General features: G+C 63.5%; 18 protein-coding genes. 10 read left to right on the top strand and 8 right to left on the bottom strand.

Going from position 1 to position 17,222, the window contains the following annotated elements; all coding sequences use genetic code 11:
- Positions 1–7: 7 nt before the first annotated feature.
- From gmhB to GJA_RS03785, 3 genes are read left to right on the top strand one after another with little or no spacing between them, the layout of a single operon-like run.
- Positions 8–580: a D-glycero-beta-D-manno-heptose 1,7-bisphosphate 7-phosphatase gene (gene gmhB, locus GJA_RS03795; RefSeq protein ID WP_038488979.1), complete on the top strand. Its 573-nt coding sequence runs from the start codon at positions 8–10 to the stop codon at positions 578–580.
- A gap of 14 nt (positions 581–594) precedes the next feature.
- Positions 595–1,335 (top strand): lysophospholipid acyltransferase family protein, encoded by a 741-nt coding sequence (locus GJA_RS03790; protein ID WP_038488975.1) that lies wholly within the window; start codon positions 595–597, stop codon positions 1,333–1,335.
- Positions 1,336–1,379: 44 nt separating this feature from the next.
- Complete coding sequence (locus GJA_RS03785) at positions 1,380–2,312, top strand: M48 family metallopeptidase (RefSeq protein WP_038488972.1); 933 nt, start codon at positions 1,380–1,382, stop codon at positions 2,310–2,312.
- A gap of 22 nt (positions 2,313–2,334) precedes the next feature.
- Here the strand turns inward: GJA_RS03785 and waaA are convergent, their stop codons facing one another.
- The 4 genes from waaA to GJA_RS03765 all read right to left on the bottom strand — a co-directional run bounded on the left by waaA (position 2,335) and on the right by GJA_RS03765 (position 6,479).
- The gene (gene waaA / locus GJA_RS03780) at positions 2,335–3,630 is read right to left on the bottom strand and encodes a lipid IV(A) 3-deoxy-D-manno-octulosonic acid transferase (protein WP_038488969.1); all 1,296 of its coding nucleotides are present in this window, start codon (positions 3,628–3,630) and stop codon (positions 2,335–2,337) included.
- A gap of 8 nt (positions 3,631–3,638) precedes the next feature.
- On the bottom strand, positions 3,639–4,643 hold the full coding sequence (gene waaC / locus GJA_RS03775; RefSeq protein WP_038488966.1) for a lipopolysaccharide heptosyltransferase I: 1,005 nt from the start codon (positions 4,641–4,643) through the stop codon (positions 3,639–3,641).
- 6 nt (positions 4,644–4,649) lie between these two features.
- Complete coding sequence (locus GJA_RS03770) at positions 4,650–6,032, bottom strand: phosphomannomutase/phosphoglucomutase (RefSeq protein ID WP_038488963.1); 1,383 nt, start codon at positions 6,030–6,032, stop codon at positions 4,650–4,652.
- 135 nt (positions 6,033–6,167) lie between these two features.
- Positions 6,168–6,479: an H-NS histone family protein gene (locus GJA_RS03765; protein WP_038498616.1), complete on the bottom strand. Its 312-nt coding sequence runs from the start codon at positions 6,477–6,479 to the stop codon at positions 6,168–6,170.
- A gap of 526 nt (positions 6,480–7,005) precedes the next feature.
- On the opposite strand from GJA_RS03765, the gene GJA_RS03760 reads away from it, so the two are divergent.
- The 7 genes from GJA_RS03760 to GJA_RS03730 all read left to right on the top strand — a co-directional run bounded on the left by GJA_RS03760 (position 7,006) and on the right by GJA_RS03730 (position 13,562).
- Positions 7,006–7,851 carry a symmetrical bis(5'-nucleosyl)-tetraphosphatase gene (locus GJA_RS03760; RefSeq protein WP_038488960.1) on the top strand — a complete coding sequence of 282 codons (846 nt, stop codon included), beginning with the start codon at positions 7,006–7,008 and terminating at the stop codon, positions 7,849–7,851.
- A gap of 94 nt (positions 7,852–7,945) precedes the next feature.
- The gene (locus tag GJA_RS03755; RefSeq protein ID WP_038488957.1) at positions 7,946–8,863 is read left to right on the top strand and encodes an AraC family transcriptional regulator; all 918 of its coding nucleotides are present in this window, start codon (positions 7,946–7,948) and stop codon (positions 8,861–8,863) included.
- Between the two features lie 262 nt (positions 8,864–9,125).
- Positions 9,126–9,680 (top strand): carboxymuconolactone decarboxylase family protein, encoded by a 555-nt coding sequence (locus GJA_RS03750; RefSeq protein ID WP_038488954.1) that lies wholly within the window; start codon positions 9,126–9,128, stop codon positions 9,678–9,680.
- Positions 9,681–9,682: 2 nt separating this feature from the next.
- Positions 9,683–10,744 carry an acyl-CoA dehydrogenase family protein gene (locus GJA_RS03745; protein ID WP_038488952.1) on the top strand — a complete coding sequence of 354 codons (1,062 nt, stop codon included), beginning with the start codon at positions 9,683–9,685 and terminating at the stop codon, positions 10,742–10,744.
- Positions 10,741–11,550, top strand: a complete 810-nt coding sequence (locus GJA_RS03740; protein ID WP_038488949.1) for an ABC transporter ATP-binding protein — start codon at positions 10,741–10,743, stop codon at positions 11,548–11,550. The genes GJA_RS03745 and GJA_RS03740 overlap by 4 nt, the downstream gene beginning before the upstream one ends.
- Before the next feature lie 14 nt (positions 11,551–11,564).
- Entirely contained in the window at positions 11,565–12,809 is a 1,245-nt protein-coding gene (locus tag GJA_RS03735; RefSeq protein WP_038488946.1) for an ABC transporter substrate-binding protein, read from the top strand.
- 3 nt (positions 12,810–12,812) lie between these two features.
- Positions 12,813–13,562 carry an ABC transporter permease gene (locus tag GJA_RS03730; RefSeq protein ID WP_038488943.1) on the top strand — a complete coding sequence of 250 codons (750 nt, stop codon included), beginning with the start codon at positions 12,813–12,815 and terminating at the stop codon, positions 13,560–13,562.
- A gap of 22 nt (positions 13,563–13,584) precedes the next feature.
- Here the strand turns inward: GJA_RS03730 and GJA_RS03725 are convergent, their stop codons facing one another.
- From GJA_RS03725 to pyrR, 4 genes are all read right to left on the bottom strand, one after another.
- On the bottom strand, positions 13,585–14,322 hold the full coding sequence (locus GJA_RS03725; protein ID WP_038488940.1) for a lysophospholipid acyltransferase family protein: 738 nt from the start codon (positions 14,320–14,322) through the stop codon (positions 13,585–13,587).
- Between the two features lie 90 nt (positions 14,323–14,412).
- A complete protein-coding gene (locus GJA_RS03720; RefSeq protein WP_038488937.1) occupies positions 14,413–15,711 on the bottom strand; it encodes a dihydroorotase in 1,299 nt (432 codons plus the stop codon).
- A gap of 10 nt (positions 15,712–15,721) precedes the next feature.
- Positions 15,722–16,687, bottom strand: a complete 966-nt coding sequence (locus tag GJA_RS03715; protein WP_038488935.1) for an aspartate carbamoyltransferase catalytic subunit — start codon at positions 16,685–16,687, stop codon at positions 15,722–15,724.
- The gene (pyrR, locus tag GJA_RS03710; protein ID WP_038488931.1) at positions 16,680–17,222 is read right to left on the bottom strand and encodes a bifunctional pyr operon transcriptional regulator/uracil phosphoribosyltransferase PyrR; all 543 of its coding nucleotides are present in this window, start codon (positions 17,220–17,222) and stop codon (positions 16,680–16,682) included. Before pyrR ends, GJA_RS03715 begins: the two co-directional genes overlap by 8 nt.

The following is a 17,222-nucleotide window of genomic DNA, read 5'->3' as shown; positions in this document are numbered from 1 at the left end:
TCCGGCGATGAAACTGATTATCCTCGACCGCGACGGCGTCATTAATCATGACTCGCCGGACTTCATCAAATCGCCGGCCGAGTGGCTGCCGATCCCCGGCTCGCTGGAAGCGATCGCGCGCCTGAACCAGGCTGGCTACCGCGTGGTGATCGCCTCGAACCAGTCCGGCATCGCGCGCGAATACTTCGACATGACGGTATTGAATACGATACACCAAAAGATGCATACGCTGGCGCAGCAAGTGGGCGCCGATATCGACGCGGTGTTTTTCTGTCCGCACGCCGGGGCCGACAATTGCGACTGCCGCAAGCCGAAACCGGGCATGTTCCATGAAATTTCACAACGCTATAACATCAGCCTGAAGGGCGTGCCGACCGTCGGCGATTCGCTGCGCGACTTGCAGGCCGGTTTCATCAGCGGCTGCACGCCTTACCTGGTATTGACCGGCAAGGGCGGAAAAACCCAGGCCACCGGCGGTTTGCCGCCCGGCACCATGGTCTTTCCCGACCTGGCCGCGATGGTCAACCATTTGCTGAAGACGGCAGAGGCGCCCTCGCCCACCGTTGCTTTTTCTGTTTAATTCTGGAGACCGCGTTGCGCAATCTTTCCCTGTTCCTGCGTTCTTTGTTGTTCATGATCATCATGATCATCGCCACCATCATCTGGGCCTGCGTCTGCTTCTTCGCGGCGCCGCTGTCGTACAACCAGCGTTATTACGTCACGTCGCGCTGGAATGTGTTCATCATCTGGTGCGCCAAAGTGATTTGCGGCATCCGCTATGAAATCAAGGGCGCCGAGAATTTCCCGGATGCGCCGGCGGTGGTGCTGTCGAAACACCAGTCGGCCTGGGAAACCATTTTCTTGCTGCCTAGCCTGCCACGTCCGCTGGTCTATGTGTTCAAGAAGGAAATCCTGTACATTCCGTTCTTCGGCTGGGCCATGGCCTTGCTGCGCATGATCCCGATTGACCGGGCGCAAGGAAAACATGCATTTAAAAGCGTCGTCGCCCACGGCAAACGCCGCCTGGCGGACGGACAATGGATTATCATGTTCCCTGAAGGCACCCGGATTCCCGTTGGCGAAACCGGCAAATACAAAAGCGGCGGCACCCGCCTGGCGATCGCAACCGGCGCCGTGGTGGTGCCGATCGCCCACAACTCGGGAGAATGCTGGCCCAAGCAGTCGTTCCTGAAACGGCCAGGCTTGATCACGGTCTCGATCGGCAAGCCGATTTCATCGGAAGGGCACACTCCGGACAGCTTGATGCAACAGGTGGAAAATTGGATAGAATCAGAAATGCGCGTCATTTCGCCTCACGCCTACAACGCTGGCTAGATGGCATCAGCGCGGTAATCCAGGAGCCGGCACTACGACAGCAAATGAAGTCGCTCAAGGTCAACGGCCAGCAACTGGATTTATTCGCACAAGATTTTTCGGCGTCGGCGGCTCCCGCCGCGACGCCGGATGCATCTCCCGTGGTACGTCCATTATTCCCTGAAACGCCGCGCACCTTCTTGCCGCGGCCGCTGCCTTCCATTCCCGTCCAGCCTGCCCCGCCGCCAGCGCATGCGCCCGATGCCGCGCCGCTGCGCCAATTGCGGCTGGGCCAGCATACCCTGGAATATGTGCTGCGCCGCTCGACGCGCCGCTCGATCGGCTTCATGATCGACGACGACGGCTTGCGCGTGACGGCGCCGAAACGCATCACGCTGGCCGAAATCGACAATGCGATCCGCGCCAAGCAAGGCTGGATCTTGTCGAAACTGCACGAACGGCACGAACGCCGCGCGCAGCGGCTGGAACGTGCGCCGGTGGCGTGGCTCGATGGCGCCGCGTTGCCCTACCTCGGCGGCGAGATCACCTTGCGGCTGCACCAGGCGGCGCGCCACCGGACCAGCTTCAACCGCGACACGCTGGAATTGCACGTGTGGGTCACGCCGACCGGCACCGAGCATCAGCTGAAAGACAAAGTGAAAGCGTGGTACCAGCAAGAAGCCAGGCTGCTATTCGGCGAGCGGCTGGACCGGTATGCGGAAAAACTGGGCGTCAGCTACGACTCGTTTTCACTGTCGTCGGCCGGCACGCGCTGGGGTTCATGCACGATACAGCGCAAGATCCGCCTGAACTGGCGCCTGATCCACTTCGCGCTGCCGCTGGTCGATTACGTGGTGGCGCATGAATTGTCGCACTTGCTGGAAATGAACCACAGCCCGCGTTTCTGGGCCACCGTGGCGTCGATCTACCCCGATTATGAAGGCGCCAAGCAGGCGCTGCGCAAGCGCTCGCAGGAATTGCCGGTCTTATTCGCTTAAATTACCGCGATAGCAGTGCCGCTCAGGCTGGCACTTTCGCATTCAGCAGGCTAGGCAGCAACGCCAGCGTACGCTGTGTCGCCCCACGATGCTGACTGGCAAAGACCAGCGCATGCCGGCCCATGTCACTCAGGCCGGCCGGATCTTGCAGCAGCTCCGCCGCCCGCTGCATCAAGGCGTCGGCATCTTGCGTCAACGCGGCGGCGCCGGCCGCCAGCGCATCTTGCGTCACCAGCGCGAAATTGAAGGTATGCGGCCCGATCAGCACGGGCTTGCCCAGCGCGCACGCCTCGATCAGGTTTTGTCCGCCCAGCGGCAACAGGCTGCCGCCGATGAAGGCGCAATCGCAGGCCGCGTAATAGGCAAACATTTCCCCCATCGAGTCGCCCAGCAAGATTTTTACGTCGGCAGCCAATTGACTCTCATCCGACAGCAGCGAGCGGCGCTGCATCGACAAGCCACGCGCGGCGATCATTTTTTCGACGTCCTCAAAGCGCTGCGGATGGCGCGGCACGATCAGCAACAGCAAATCGGCAGGCAGCTTGGTGGCCCGCTGATAAGCGTCCAGTATCAACGCTTCCTCGCCATCGCGGGTGCTGGCGCACAACAATACCGGGCGCTGGCCAATCAGGCCGCGCAGCCAGGCGCCGGTCGCCAGCGCGGCGTCGGGCACCACCACGTCGAACTTGATGCTGCCGGTGACAGCCACATTTTTGACACCGAGCAGCGCCACGCGCTGCGCGTCGGCCTCGGTTTGCGCCGCGACCAGCGTAATGCCGCGCGCCGCCTCGCGCATCAAGCGGCCCAGGCGCTGGGCCCGCTTCAGCGAACGCTGCGACAAGCGCGCGTTAACCAGGGCCACCGGCACGCTGCGCTGATGACAGACGGCGATCAGGTTGGGCCACACTTCGGTTTCCATCAAAATGCACATACGCGGTTCAAAGTGGCGGATGAAACGTCCCACCATGGTCGCGGTATCGTAGGGCAGATACGATTGCAGCAGCCGCGCACCATGCCTGGCGAACAGGCTTTGACCGGTGGCGCGGCCAGTCGGCGTCATGTGGGTCAGGATAATGCGGCATTCCGGCCACGCGGCCAGCAAAGCCTCCACCAGCGGCTCGGCGGCGCGGGTTTCGCCGACCGAGACGGCGTGCACCCAGATCGACATCGGCATGGCGCCGCCCGGTTTGCGGCCATACAGGCCCAGCCGTTCAGCCCAGTGCTGCCGGTAAGCCGGTTCCTTGCGTCCACGCAACCACAGCCGCGCCAATACCAGCGGCATGGCCAGCCACCACATCAGGGAATAAAAAATACGCATCGCTAACTTTAACTTGGATTCAGCAAACTCTGTGCTGCGGACAATACTTCGGACACCGATGGCGGTCTGCCGCGGTCGCCCAGGTTGATGATGTTCGGCGACCAATTGCCTTCGGTTTTCCAGCGCGGCGAATCGGCGTAGATTTCCACCGTCGGCCGCGTCAACGCCGCCGCGATATGGGTCAGGCCGGTATCGACGCCCACCACCAGCGCGGCGTGGCGCGCCAGTAGCACCGCATCGGCCATCGACAATTTCGGCAACACCCGCGCATGCGGCAAGCTGGCCGCCAGGACTTCCGCCTCGGCTTTTTCGGCCGCCGATCCCCACGGCAGCAAGATAGTCATCGGCGCCAGTTGACGGCCCAGCGCGATCCAGTGTTGCGGTGCCCATTTCTTGGCATTGCGGGCGGTGCCGTGGAAATACACCGCATACGGTTCGGCCGGCATCCAGCCCGGCAACGGTATCGGACGCGGCAGCTCGGCAAGACCGAAATCGGCGGGACTGTCGGCGCCATAGCCCAGCGCGGCCGCCGCGACCAGGCGGCCGCGCGCCACCGCGTGGGTGCGCGGGTCGAGCGCAATGCTTTTATTGTGAAACAGGCGCGAGATACCCTCATACCCCGAACCTTCGCTGCCGTTGGCCAGGCCGATCTTTTGACCGCCCGGGGCCAGCCGCGCCGCGCCCATGATGATGCCGGTTTTCAGCAAGCCCTGGGTATCGAACACATAATCGTATTGCTTTTGTCGCAAGGTCTTGAAAAAGGCCTTGATTTCGGTCCGGGTTGCGCGCCGGCCCAGGCTTTTGCGCCAGCGCCGCAAGGCGAACGGGATGATCGTCCCCACCCGTGGATTCAGGCGCACCAGGCTGGTGTAGCTTTCTTCGACCACCCAGTCGATGGTCGCGTTCGGGAAATGGCGCGCAATATCGGCCACCATCGGCAAGTTATGCAGCACGTCGCCCAGCGACGACACGCGCACCAGCAAGATATTCAAAGGCTTGTTTTGCACGGTCATCGCATCTCAGAACGGCAAGACGGCGTCCGGCCTGGCGGCCAGGATCACGCTTTTGAACTGGCCCTGGATACGCGCCAGCGCGGCCGGCGTTTCCGCCTCAAAACGCATCACGATCACCGGCGTGGTGTTCGACGAACGCGCCAGGCCGAAACCATCGTCATATTCGACCCGCAGGCCGTCGATGGTGATGATTTGCCGGTTGCCGGGGAATACCGCATCGCGGCGCAACTGTTCCATCACGATGACGTTTTCGCCTTCCTTCAATTCCAGGTGCAATTCCGGCGTGCTGTCCGATTGCGGCAGCGCGTTCAGCAAGGCCGACGGATCGCCGACCCGGGTCAGGATTTCCAGCAGCCGCGCGCCGGCATACAAGCCGTCGTCGAAACCGTACCAGCGGTCCTTGAAGAAAATATGGCCGCTCATTTCGCCGCCCAGCGGCGCGCCGGTTTCGCGCAGCTTGGCCTTGACCAGCGAGTGGCCGGTCTTGTACATCAGCGGCCGGCCGCCGTGCCGGCTGATCCACGGCGCCAGGTGGCGCGTGCATTTGACGTCGTACAGGATTTGTTCACCCGGATGGCGCGCCAGCACGTCGGCGGCGAACAACATCATCTGGCGGTCCGGATAAATGATCTGGCCATCCTTGGTCACCACGCCCAGCCGGTCGCCGTCGCCGTCGAAGGCGATGCCGATCTCGGCGTCGCCGTGTTGCAGGCAGCGGATCAAGTCCTGCAGATTTTCAGGATGGGCCGGGTCCGGATGATGATTCGGGAACGTGCCGTCCACCTCGCAAAACAATTCGGTCACGTCGCAGCCCAGGCCGCGGAACAGGTCGCCGGCGAACGCGCCCGCCACGCCATTGCCGCAATCGACCGCGATCTTGATCGGGCGGGCCAGCCTGATATCGCCGATAATGCGCTGCAGGTAGGCGGCACGGATATCGTGGGTCGCATAATGGCCGGCCGGCACGCCGCTGTCGCCGTCTTGATCAATGATGCTTTGATACAGCGCCAAAATCGCCTCGCCATGGATCGCTTCGCCGGCCAGCACCATTTTAAAACCATTGTAGTCCGGCGGATTGTGGCTGCCGGTGACCATGATGCCGGAGCGTGTATCGAGCACGTTGGTGCCGAAGTACACCATCGGCGTGGCCACCACGCCCAGGTCGATCACATCGACGCCCGCCGCTTGCAAGCCTTGCGCCAGCGCCGCGGCCAGTTCCGGTCCGGACAGGCGTCCGTCGCGGCCGATCACCACCTTTTTTTCGCCCTTGGCGAGTGCGGCCCGCCCAAACGCGCGGCCGATCAAGCGGGCCACGCCGGCGTCCAGCGTGTTACCGATGATGCCACGGATATCGTAGGCTTTGAAGATGGTTCTGGAGAGTGGGATCATGGTCTTTTGTCGAAATGGGAACGGACAGGCACAGGCTCCCCGCTCAAGGTGGCGAGGAACGCTGAAACATCAATAACGAAGAAAACCGCGGCAACCACCTGAACGGTGCCTGCCGCGCTATCAGAGTATAGCGAATTATACGCGCAGCAGATCGATGGACTTGCCGCTTTCAACCCACTCCCTTACCCACTTCGGCTGGCGGCCACGGCCAGTCCATTGCAGCGAGGCGTCGGCGGGGTTGCGAAACTGTACTGCGACGGCGCCCAGCTTGGCGCGCGCAGGAACCACGCTCATCAATTCTTTCAGCGGCAGGCCGACACTTTGGGCAATCGCCAGGATTTGTTCGCGCGCCTTGCTCAAATCCTGGCGCTCGCGGTCCTTCATTTCTTTTTTAATTTTTTCCTGCAAATGACGCAACTCCAGCGCCGTCAGATTGGATATATCCACAAATACTCCCATAGTTAATGAAATTAATAGATTGCATAAATATACTACATAACATCGACACTTTCATTTATTTCAAACAAATGCACCAATACTAAAATTCATAATTTAAATAAAGTTCCCAATTAATCATTTTGATTGGACATTTCATAAATAAAATATTCACTTCCCGCTGCTCCATTGATTCATCCCGCTTCAATAATTACATCCATCAATAACAAACGGTGCGGCATACCGATACGGAAATTAATTAAACACGATTATTTGTGAAATACACCCATATGCCAGATCATTATTACGAACAATACCACTTACCCATTCCATCCCGCCTGCAAAGACATATCGGACAGGGCAAGCATGTTATAAACCATGGCGATGAAACCTGCCGCCACCGGCCATGTGGCCATTCCGTGCCTTTACCAGACAGGCATCGCTTATCCAGGCGATGAATATCCCGGTCAAATGTCAGTTTAAGCGTTAAACTAGACAGTCTACGACTATCAAATTGATCGCATACCGGCATCACATCATGAAAACCTATGTTATCGGCGACTTGCAAGGTTGCCACGACCAAACCGTCGAATTACTTGCCAAGGTAAGCAGCGCCAGTGCCGGCCCGGATCGCATCCTGTTCGCCGGCGACTTGATCAATCGCGGCCCGCAATCGCTGGCGACCCTGCGCCACGTTTATCAACTGGCGCAAAGCGGCGATATCGATGCCGTGCTTGGCAACCACGACCTGCATTTGCTGGCGGTGGCCAATGGCATCCGGCCGGTGCACGCTTCGGACACGCTGGCTGAAATCCTGACGGCGCCCGACCGCGACGTCTTGCTCGACTGGTTGCGCCGCCGTCCGCTGGCCTTGATGCAGCAAGGCCATTTGCTGGTCCATGCGGGGGTATTGCCGCAATGGAGCGCGCAACAGGCGCTGGACTTGAGCGCCGAAGTGTCTGAACGACTGTCGGGCGAGCACTGGGTCGACTTCCTGCGCACCATGTACGGCAACCAGCCCGACACCTGGGATGAGCGCTTGCAAGGACCGGACCGCTGGCGCTGCATCATCAACGCGATGACGCGGCTGCGCTTTTGCGACGCCAGCGGCAGCATGGACTTCAAGATGAAGGAAAGCGGCAGCGCGCCGCCGGGCTCGGGCTTGACCCCGTGGTTCGACGCGCCGGGGCGCCGCAGCGCCGGCGCTACCGTGGTGTTCGGCCACTGGTCGGCGCTGGGCTTGCTGCTGCGGCCGAACTTGATCGGCCTCGACAGCGGCTGCGTGTGGGGCGGCCAGTTGAGCGCAGTGTGCCTGGAAGACCGCTCGCTGCTGCAAGTGAGCTGCCCGGAGTTCCAGCAAGCGGCACGCAAAAAGACAACATGAAAAATACATATATGCTTAAGCGGATTTAGTCGTATGCGGCTTGCCCTGCAGGCTTTATGATGCGATTTTGAATAGTCCGCCCGGATGAAACCTGATGAGCGCCGATAAAGACAAGCTTGCCAACTGGCTGCTCGGCAGCATTGAACTCGATACCGCCGTATTCCATGTCGGCCAGTATTGCGGCCGCTGGCGCGCGTCGACCGCCGGCCAGGCCCTCGGCAGTTTCCACCTGGTGCTGCAAGGCGGCTGCTACCTGCACGTGCAAGACCAGGCGCCGATCGCGCTGGGAGCGCGCGACGGCGTGTTCCTGCTGCGCGACATACCCCATTTCCTGAGCCCGCACAGCGATCGCGATGCGGCGATCGCGCCGCAAGCGATGCAGCCGCTCGATGCGCAAGTCGACAACGGCACCGGCCTGGCCTGCGGCTTTTTCCAGTTTCGCGGCGCGCTCAGCGCACTGATCGTCGACTCCTTCCCGGATTACCTGATCATCCGCGCCGACACGCCGGCGCTCAGCGCGGCCGGCACGCTGTTCGACCTGATCCTGGCCGAAGCGGGCGGCGATCCGGAACAGCCGTCGCCGCTGATCGGCCGGCTGGTCGAATTGCTGTTCTTTTACCTGGTGCGCCACGTCTCGCGGCAAGAGCAGATCGCCACCGGCCTGGCCGCGCTGCTGCACCGCACCGAATTCACGCCGCTGCTGGACCGCATGCTGCAAGCGCCGGCCGACGACTGGTCGATCGACAGCATGGCCAAGGTCGCGCACATGTCGCGCGCCAGCTTTTGCAAGCACTTCGCCGACGTCAGCGGCCACCCGCCGGCGCAATTCCTGCTGTTGCTGCGCATGAAAATCGCCACCCAGCGCCTGCACGCCGGCGACTCCGTCGAACGCACCGCCGAACATGTCGGCTACCGCTCCCACGCAGCCTTCACGCGCGCCTTCAAGCGCGTCACCGGCGCACAGCCCGGCGCCTATCGCCGCGAACAGCGTCAACGCCAACTACTGAATTAAGAGCGTCTGACAGAGCTGTTCTGCCGCATTAAGGCACCCGCTGTATGCCTGACAAAACCGTAGCGAGCGGCCCGAGTTCCGGCCGAGAAGCGGAGCTGTGCGCTAGGCACAGTGAGCATCGGAGGCCGGAAATCGGGCCGCGCGGTAGGTTTGCTCAGGCATACTGAGACGAACGGACACAAAAAGCCGACGCGTGAGACTGTTGCCCAGTTTGGCGCGGACTCATAATGAAGCCCTGTTCATCAACCAAACAAGGTGCATCATGGCACGCCTGACCCTGCATACCCTGGATACCGCCCCGGCCGACAGCCGCCCGTTCGTCGAAAAAGCGATCGCCAATAACGGCTATCTGCCTAACCTGATCGGCGTGCTGGCGAACGCCCCGGTGGCGCTGGAAACCTATCTGACCGTGGCCGGCATCAATGGCCGCGCCAGCCTGTCGCTGGCCGAACGCGAAGTGGTGCAAATCACCGCCGCGCGCATCCACGGCTGCGACTTCTGCGTCGCCGGCCATAGCGCGGTGGCGCTGAAAAAAGCCGGCCAGCCGGTTGAAACCGTGCGCGCCCTGCAGCACGGCACGGCCACCGGCGATAGCAAACTCGATGCCGTCGCCGCTTTCGCGAGCGCGGTGATCGCCACCCGCGGCGCGGTTGGCGACAGCGCTTATCAAGCCTTCATCGGCGCCGGCTACCATGAACAGCAGGCGCTGGAAGTGGTGCTCGGCATCAGCCTGGCGACGCTGTGCAATTTCGCCAACAGCCTGGCCGGCACGCCGGTCAATCCGCAATTGACGCCGTACCTGCCAGGCGCGATCTGATCATGAGCGGCTTGAACGACTGGCTCAGGCAGCACGCCGACCAACTCGACCTGTCGGCCGAACTGGCCGAACAGGTGCTGCCGGCGCTGGCCGGCGCCGACTTGCTGCGCATCGGCGTGCCGCAGGCCCACGGCGGCGCGGGCGGCGACGTGCGCGATGCGATCATCGCCATTTCGGTGGTGGCCGAACAGTCGCTGACGGCCGCGTTTACGTTCTGGGGCCAGCGCACCTTCATCGAATACATGCTGCAAAGCCCGAACCAGGCGATGGCCGAACGGCGCTTGCCGGATTTATTGAGCGGAAAACAAGCCGGCGCGACCGGCTTGTCGAATGCGATGAAATTCCTGTCCGGCATAGAGCAATTGCAAATCAGCGCCACGCCGCAGGCCGACGGCTGGTCGCTCGACGGCGGCCTGGCCTGGCTGACCAATTTGCGCAAGGCCGGCTTTTCGGCCGCCGCCGCGGTGGCGCCGGCCAAGGGCGCGCCGCCGGCGGTGGTCGCGTTCGACAGCACCGGCAGCGGCGTGCTGCGCAGCCCGGACCTCGACCTGATCGCGCTGCGCGGCAGTAATACCGCGTCGATCAAGCTGGCCCAGGTCCGGATACCTGCCGGCGATATCATCGCCACGGACGGTCCGGCCTGGCTGCCCGCCGTGCGGCCGTCCTTCCTCGGCATGCAATGCGGCTTGTCGATCGGCCTGGCGCGCGCCAGCCTGGCGCGGGCGGCGCAGATTTCGGCCGACAGCCGCAACCAGCTGGGCGCGCGCATCGCGGCCTTGCAGGAGAACCTGGCGAAGTATGTCCATACCTTGCTGGCCGGCGTGCACGACGGCAGCTTCAAGGCCGAGGCGCCGGCGATGTTCCGTTTGCGGCTGGTGCTGGCGGAATTGGTGCAGCAGGCGCTGATGCTAGAATTGCAGGCCATGGGCGGACGCGCCTACCTGGATAAAGAACAGCAGGGTTTTGCCCGCCGCTGGCGCGAATCGGCGTTCATCCCGATCATCACACCGAGCGTGACGCAATTGCAGGCAGCCTTGCAACAGCATGAAAGCAAAGCCGCATGACAACAGGTTCGACGCAAGATTTGACGCAGGACTACGCGCTGCAGGCGCAAGGCCTGAGCTTCGCCTACCCCGGCGCGACGCCGGTATTCGACGGCGTGTCGCTGGCGGTGCGGCCGCGTGAAATCGTCTGCCTGCTGGGCGGCAGCGGCTGCGGCAAATCGAGCTTGCTGCGCGTGCTGGCCGGCTTGCAAACGCCGTCCTCCGGCAGCATCAGCTTCCTCGGCAAGCCATTGATGCAACCCGACCCGCGCAGCGCGCTGGTATTCCAGCAAGCGAGCCTGCTGCCGTGGCTGAACGTCAGCGGCAACGCCGGTTTCGGCCTCGACTTCAAGCATCAGCCGCAGCTGGACCAGGCCGCCCACCAGGCCAGGGTCGCGCAGGCGATCGAGGCGGTCGGGCTGGCCGGCCACGAAAAACTGTACCCGGCCGCGCTGTCGGGCGGCATGGCGCAGCGCGTCGCGCTGGCCCGCGCGCTGGCGCGGCAGCCGGAACTGCTGTTCGCCGACGAACCGTTTTCCGCGCTCGACGCGATCACCCGCGCCGAAATGCAGACCCTGCTGGTCGACGTGGTGCACCGCTGGCATGCGGCGGTGCTGCTGGTGACCCACGATATCGATGAAGCGATCCTGGTCGCCGACCGGATAGTATTAATGGGCGGACGGCCCGGCAATATCGTGCGCGAATGGCGCGTCGACATCGCCCAGCCGAGGGTAGGCCACGGCAGCGGCGTGGTCGAACTGAAAATGGACATCCTGGCGGCGCTGGCCAGGCTGCGCGCGCCTGACGCCGGCGCCCACTCACTATAAGGAAGATACCCGACATGCGTACCCATACCGACAGCCCCCCCCTGCACATCTGCGCCTCGTCCGATTGCGATTGCGGCCTGACCCGGCGCGACTTCCTGCGCCTGTCCGCGCTGGCCACCGCCAGCGTCGCCTCGCCGCTGCTGTTCGCCGGCGACGCGCTGGCCCAGCAAGGCCCGAAAGGCGGCGACCAGCCGGTCAGGATCGGCTACCTGCCGATCACCGACGCCACCCCGCTGCTGGTGGCGCATGCGCGCAAGCTGTTCGAGGCCGAAGGCTTGAAGACCGAAACCCCGCGCCTGTTCCGCAGCTGGTCGCAAATCGTCGAAGCGTTCGTGTCCGGCCAGGTCAACGTGATCCACCTGCTGTCGCCGGCCACCTTGTGGGTGCGCTACGGCGCCAAGTTCCCGGCCAAGGTGGTGGCGTGGAACCACATCAACGGTTCCGCGCTGACGGTGGCCAACGAGATCAACAAGGTCGGCGACCTGGGCGGGCGCACGGTGGCGATCCCGTTCTGGTATTCGATCCACAACGTGCTGCTGCAGGATATCCTGCGCAGCAACGGATTGACCGCCGTGACGCGGCCGCGCAATGCCGCGCTGCAGCCGAACGAAGTCAACCTGATCGTGCTGGCGCCGGCTGAAATGGTCTCGGCGCTGGCCGCCAGGTCGATCGCCGGCTTCATCGTCGCCGAACCGTTCAACGCGGCGGCGGAAACCGCCGGCATCGGCAAGATCCTGCGCTTTTCCGGCGACGTCTGGAAAAACCACGCCTGCTGCGTCACCTTCCTGTCCGAGCGCGACATCAGCGAACGGCCGGAATGGGCCCAGCGCGTCACCAGCGCCATCGTCAAGGCGCAATTGTGGACCCGCTCGAACCAGCTCGACACCGCCAAGCTGCTGGCCAATACCGGCGAGCACCGCTACACCCCGCACACCTTGCAAGTGCTGACCAAGGTATTGGCCGCCACCGATTACGCCGACTATGAAAAACGCGGGCTGATCGTGCACAAGAACTGGCAGCAGCGCCGCATCGACTTCCAGCCGTATCCATTCGCCTCGTACACCGAGCAACTGGTGCGCGCCATCGGCCAGACCAAGGTCGAGGGCGACACCCGCTTCCTGGCCGGCCTCGATCCGAAATTCGTCGCGCGCGACCTGGTCGACGACCGCTTCGTGCGCAAGGCGATCGATGCGATCGGCGGCCCGGCGGCGTTCGGCTTGCCGGCCAACCTGCTGCGCAGCGAAACCGTGGCGGTGTAGATAATGTTAATGCGGTTTCTGTTGCCGGTAGCCGGCTTGGGCGTGGCGGTGCTGCTGTGGGCGCTGGGCGTCGTCTCGCTGGAAAAAACCACGCCGATCGCGGCCGCGTTCGGGCCGGCGCACGCTGCGGCGGCGCTGGTCGAATTGCTGCAAGGGCGCGACATCTGGATCCATATCTGGCTCAGCCTGCAGCGCGTGGCCGTCGGCCTCGGCCTGGCGACCGTCATCGGCGTGCCGCTGGGCGTGCTGGTGGCGATGTCGAAGCGTTTTTCCGGCGCCTCGATGCCGCTGTTCCAATTGCTGCGCATGATATCGCCGCTGTCGTGGATGCCGATCGCCGTGATGGTGCTCGGCGTCGGCGACGCGCCGGTGTACTTCTTGCTGGCGTTCGCGGCGGTCTGGCCGATCATGTTGAATACCGCCGCCGGCGTGGCGCGGCTCGATCCGAACTGGCTGCTGCTGGCGCGCAGCCTGTCGGCGACGCGCAGCGAAATCGTGCTGAAAGTGATTTTACCGGGCATCACGGCGGACATCCTGACCGGCGTGCGGCTGGCCATCGGCATCATCTGGATCGTGCTGGTGCCGGCTGAAATGCTGGGCGTGTCGGCCGGCCTCGGCTACTTCATCCTCGATACCCGCGACCGGCTGGCGTATTCGGAATTGATGGCGGCGATCGTGCTGATCGGCGTACTGGGTTTCATCCTCGACTACCTGGCGCGCGCCGCGCACGCGCGCTGGCTGCACGTCAAGTAAGCGAGCAACCAGGGTTTTGCTGTTACGTGATATTCAGCGCGGCGGCGACCGCGCTGCGCGCCGCCAGCGCCAGTTCGCGCCGGTGCTGGCCGGCGCTGTCGATCGGCGCCAGGCATACCAGCCGCGCCGTCACCGGCGGGCCGCACAAGATCGCCACCAGACTTTCGGCGAAGGTCATGTCGTCGATGTAGTCGACCGTCGGGTGCGGCTTGCCGTCCGCATCCACATACGACACGGCGAACGGCTGCACCGGCACCCTGGCGTCGATCGCCGCCTCGAACAGATTGGCATGGAACGGCAGCAGCTGGCCTTGCGCGGCGGTGGTCCCTTCCGGGAAAAAACCGATCCGCTCGCCGGCTTGCAGCTTGTCGACCAGGCCCTGAAAAATCTTGCGCAAGTCGCGCTTGCTGCCGCGTGAAATGAAGATGGTGCCGGCGCGCGCCGCCAGCCAGCCGAGAATCGGCCACGAGCGGATCTCGGACTTGGCCACGAAACGGCACGGATGCACCGCATCGATGACGAAGATATCCAGCCACGACACGTGATTGGCGACCACCATCACCCGCTCCAGCGCCGCCTGGCCGGACTGCCGCAATTCGACATGCACGCCGCAAATGGCCAGCAACTGGCGCGCCCATGCGCGGATGCGGCGGTTGCGCCCTTGCGCATCCAGCCACGGAAACACCAGCAAGCTCTTGGTCATGCCGATGGCCAGATGAAGGAACACCCGCGCCAGGCGATAAATCAGTAGAAGTTTCAAGTCACACCAGGTTCGGGAGGGTCTGCGCGGCACCAGCCGGGGCCGGACCGCCACCCCGGCTAAGGCCGCCGATATTAATTAACCTTGAAATTAACGCTGGAACGCCACATGGCCGGCGACGATGGTGGCATGCACCACGCCGCTCAATTCATAACCGAGGAACGGCGTGTGCTTGCCCTGGCTGGCCAGCGCCGGGGCGGCCACCGTCCAGCGCGCGGCCGGATCGAACAGGCACACATCGGCGACGCTGCCCGGCGCCAGGCTGCCGGCCGGGATGCCGGCCACGCGGGCCGCTTCCGAGGTGACCTTGGCCAGCGCGCGCACCAGCGGACGCACCGGGCCGTCCGGCTGGACGGCGGCGTAATCGTCGGCCCATTTCAAGGACAGCGACAACAGCAATTCCAGGCCGGTGGCGCCCGGCGACGCTTCGCCGAACGGCAGCAGTTTCTCATCGTCGTCGACCGGCGTATGGTCGGAGCAGATCGCATCGACGGTGCCGTCGAACAGGCCGCTGCGAATCGCGTCGCGGTCGCGCTGGCTGCGGAATGGCGGCGTGACGCGCGCGTTCGAATCGAAAAAGCCGATGTCGGCGTCGGTCAGATGGATGTGGTGCGCGCCGACGTCGCAGGTCACCGGCAAGCCTTCCTGCTTGGCGGCGCGTATCAGTTCCAGCCCGGCGGCCGACGAAATGCGGCACAAGTGCACCCGCGCGCCGGTGGCGCGCATCAATTCGAAAATGGTGTGCAGCGCGATGGTTTCGGACATCACCGGCACGCCGGCCAGGCCCAGGCGCGACGCCAGCGGGCCGCTGTGGGCGATGCCGCCGCGGCCGATATGCGCATCTTGCGGACGCAGCCAGACGGTGTAGCCGAAAGTCTTGGCGTATTGCAGCGCGCGCAGCAGCACGGTGGTGTCTTCGACCGGCTCCTCGGCTTGCGCAAAGCCGATGCAGCCGGCTTCGGTCAGCTCGGCCATTTCAGTCAGCGACTGGCCTTTCAAGCCGACCGTCAACGCGCCCAGCGGATGCACGTGGGCCTGGTTCAGGGTCTTGGCGCGGTATTTCAGCATTTCCACCAGGCCCGGTTCGTCCAGCACCGGATCGGTATCCGGCGGGCACACCAGGCTGGTCACGCCGCCCTGCATCGCGGCTTGCAATTCCGATTCCAGCGTGGCCTTGTATTCATAGCCCGGTTCGCGCAGCCGCGCCGACAAATCGACCAGGCCGGGCGCCACCACCAGCCCGCTGGCGTCGATGGTGCGGTCGGCCGTAAAGCCGGCCGGCGCGGCGCCCAGCGCCAGCACGGCGCCGTCGGCGATAAACAGGTCTTGCACACGATCGACCCCGTTGGCCGGGTCGATCAGATGGCCATTCTTGATATGTAATTTCATGCTCACTTGCTTATCCTTGATTGCCAGCCAAAATGCTCATCACCGCCATCCGTACCGCGATCCCGAACGTCACTTGCGGCAAGATCACCGCTTGCGGGCCGTCCGCCACCGCCGAGTCGATTTCGACGCCGCGGTTCATCGGTCCCGGGTGCATCACGATCGCATCCGGCTTGGCCAGCGCCAGCCGCTCCGGCGTCAAGCCGTAGCTCTTGAAGTATTCCTGCGCCGACGGCAGCAGCGCGCCGCTCATGCGTTCGCTCTGCAAGCGCAGCATGATGATCACGTCGACGCCCTTCAAGCCTTCATCCATATTGGTGAAGGTGCGCACGCCCATCTGTTCCAGGCCGCCCGGCAGCAGCGTGTGCGGGCCGATCGCGCGCACTTCCGGCACGCCCAGCGTGGTCAGCGCGTGGATGTCGGAACGCGCCACGCGGCTGTGCAAGATGTCGCCGACGATCGCCACCGTCAGGTTGGTAAAGTCTTTTTTGTAGTGGCGGATGGTGTACATGTCCAGCAAACCCTGAGTCGGGTGCGCGTGGCGGCCGTCGCCGGCGTTGACCACGTGGACGTGCGGCTGTTTGGTGTCGATCAGGTGCTTGGCGATCAGGTAGGGCGCGCCCGATTGCGAGTGGCGCACCACGAACATGTCGGCATGCATCGCCGACAGGTTATCGATGGTGTCCAGCAGCGATTCGCCCTTGCTGGCCGACGACGCCGAAATATTCAGGTTGATCACGTCGGCCGACAGGCGCTTCGAGGCGATCTCGAAGGTGGTGCGGGTGCGCGTGGAGTTTTCAAAGAACAGGTTAAAAACGCTTTTGCCGCGCATCAGCGGCACCTTCTTGACGTCGCGGTCGGAAATGCCGACGAAGGAGGAAGCGGTGTCCAGGATATGGTTGACGATCGACTTGGGCAAGCCCTCGATGGTCAGCAAATGCTGGAGTTCGCCGTGTTTATTCAGTTGCGGATTAAGCATGGTCGGTATCTACGGTATCAATTGTAAGCGTGAATTTTCCATCGTCTGCGCGTTTCAGGACCAGCGCCTGGCCTGCTTCCACCGCCGTGAACGCGGCCACGAAATCGGCCGCCACCGGCAACTGGCGTTCGCCGCGGTCGACCAGCGCCGCCAGCATGATCTTGGCCGGACGGCCGTAATCGAACAATTCGTTGATCGCCGCGCGCGTGGTGCGGCCGGTGTACAGCACGTCGTCGACCAGCAGGATGGTGGCGCCGGCGACGTCGAAATTGATCTGGGTCGGCTTGATGTCGGCGTGCAGGCCCTTCCTGGCGAAATCGTCGCGGTAGAACGACACGTCGAGCACGCCCAGGCGTTCGCCCAGGCCGAGGTCGCGCGCCAGCCGTTCGGCCAGCCACGCGCCGCCGGAATGGATGCCGACGATGGCCACGTTATCGGCGCCGGACAGGCCGCTTTGCACTTGCTGCAACAGGGTCGCGTACAGGATTTCAGCGTCGAGCAGGGACGCCTGGCTAAGGTTCGAAGAATTGGGCAT

It is taken from the genome of Janthinobacterium agaricidamnosum NBRC 102515 = DSM 9628, from assembly GCF_000723165.1.
Classification (GTDB): Bacteria; Pseudomonadota; Gammaproteobacteria; order Burkholderiales; family Burkholderiaceae_D; genus Janthinobacterium; species Janthinobacterium agaricidamnosum.
Note: the sequence above shows the minus strand (reverse complement) of the source record. Positions and strands in the feature narration are given on the sequence as shown.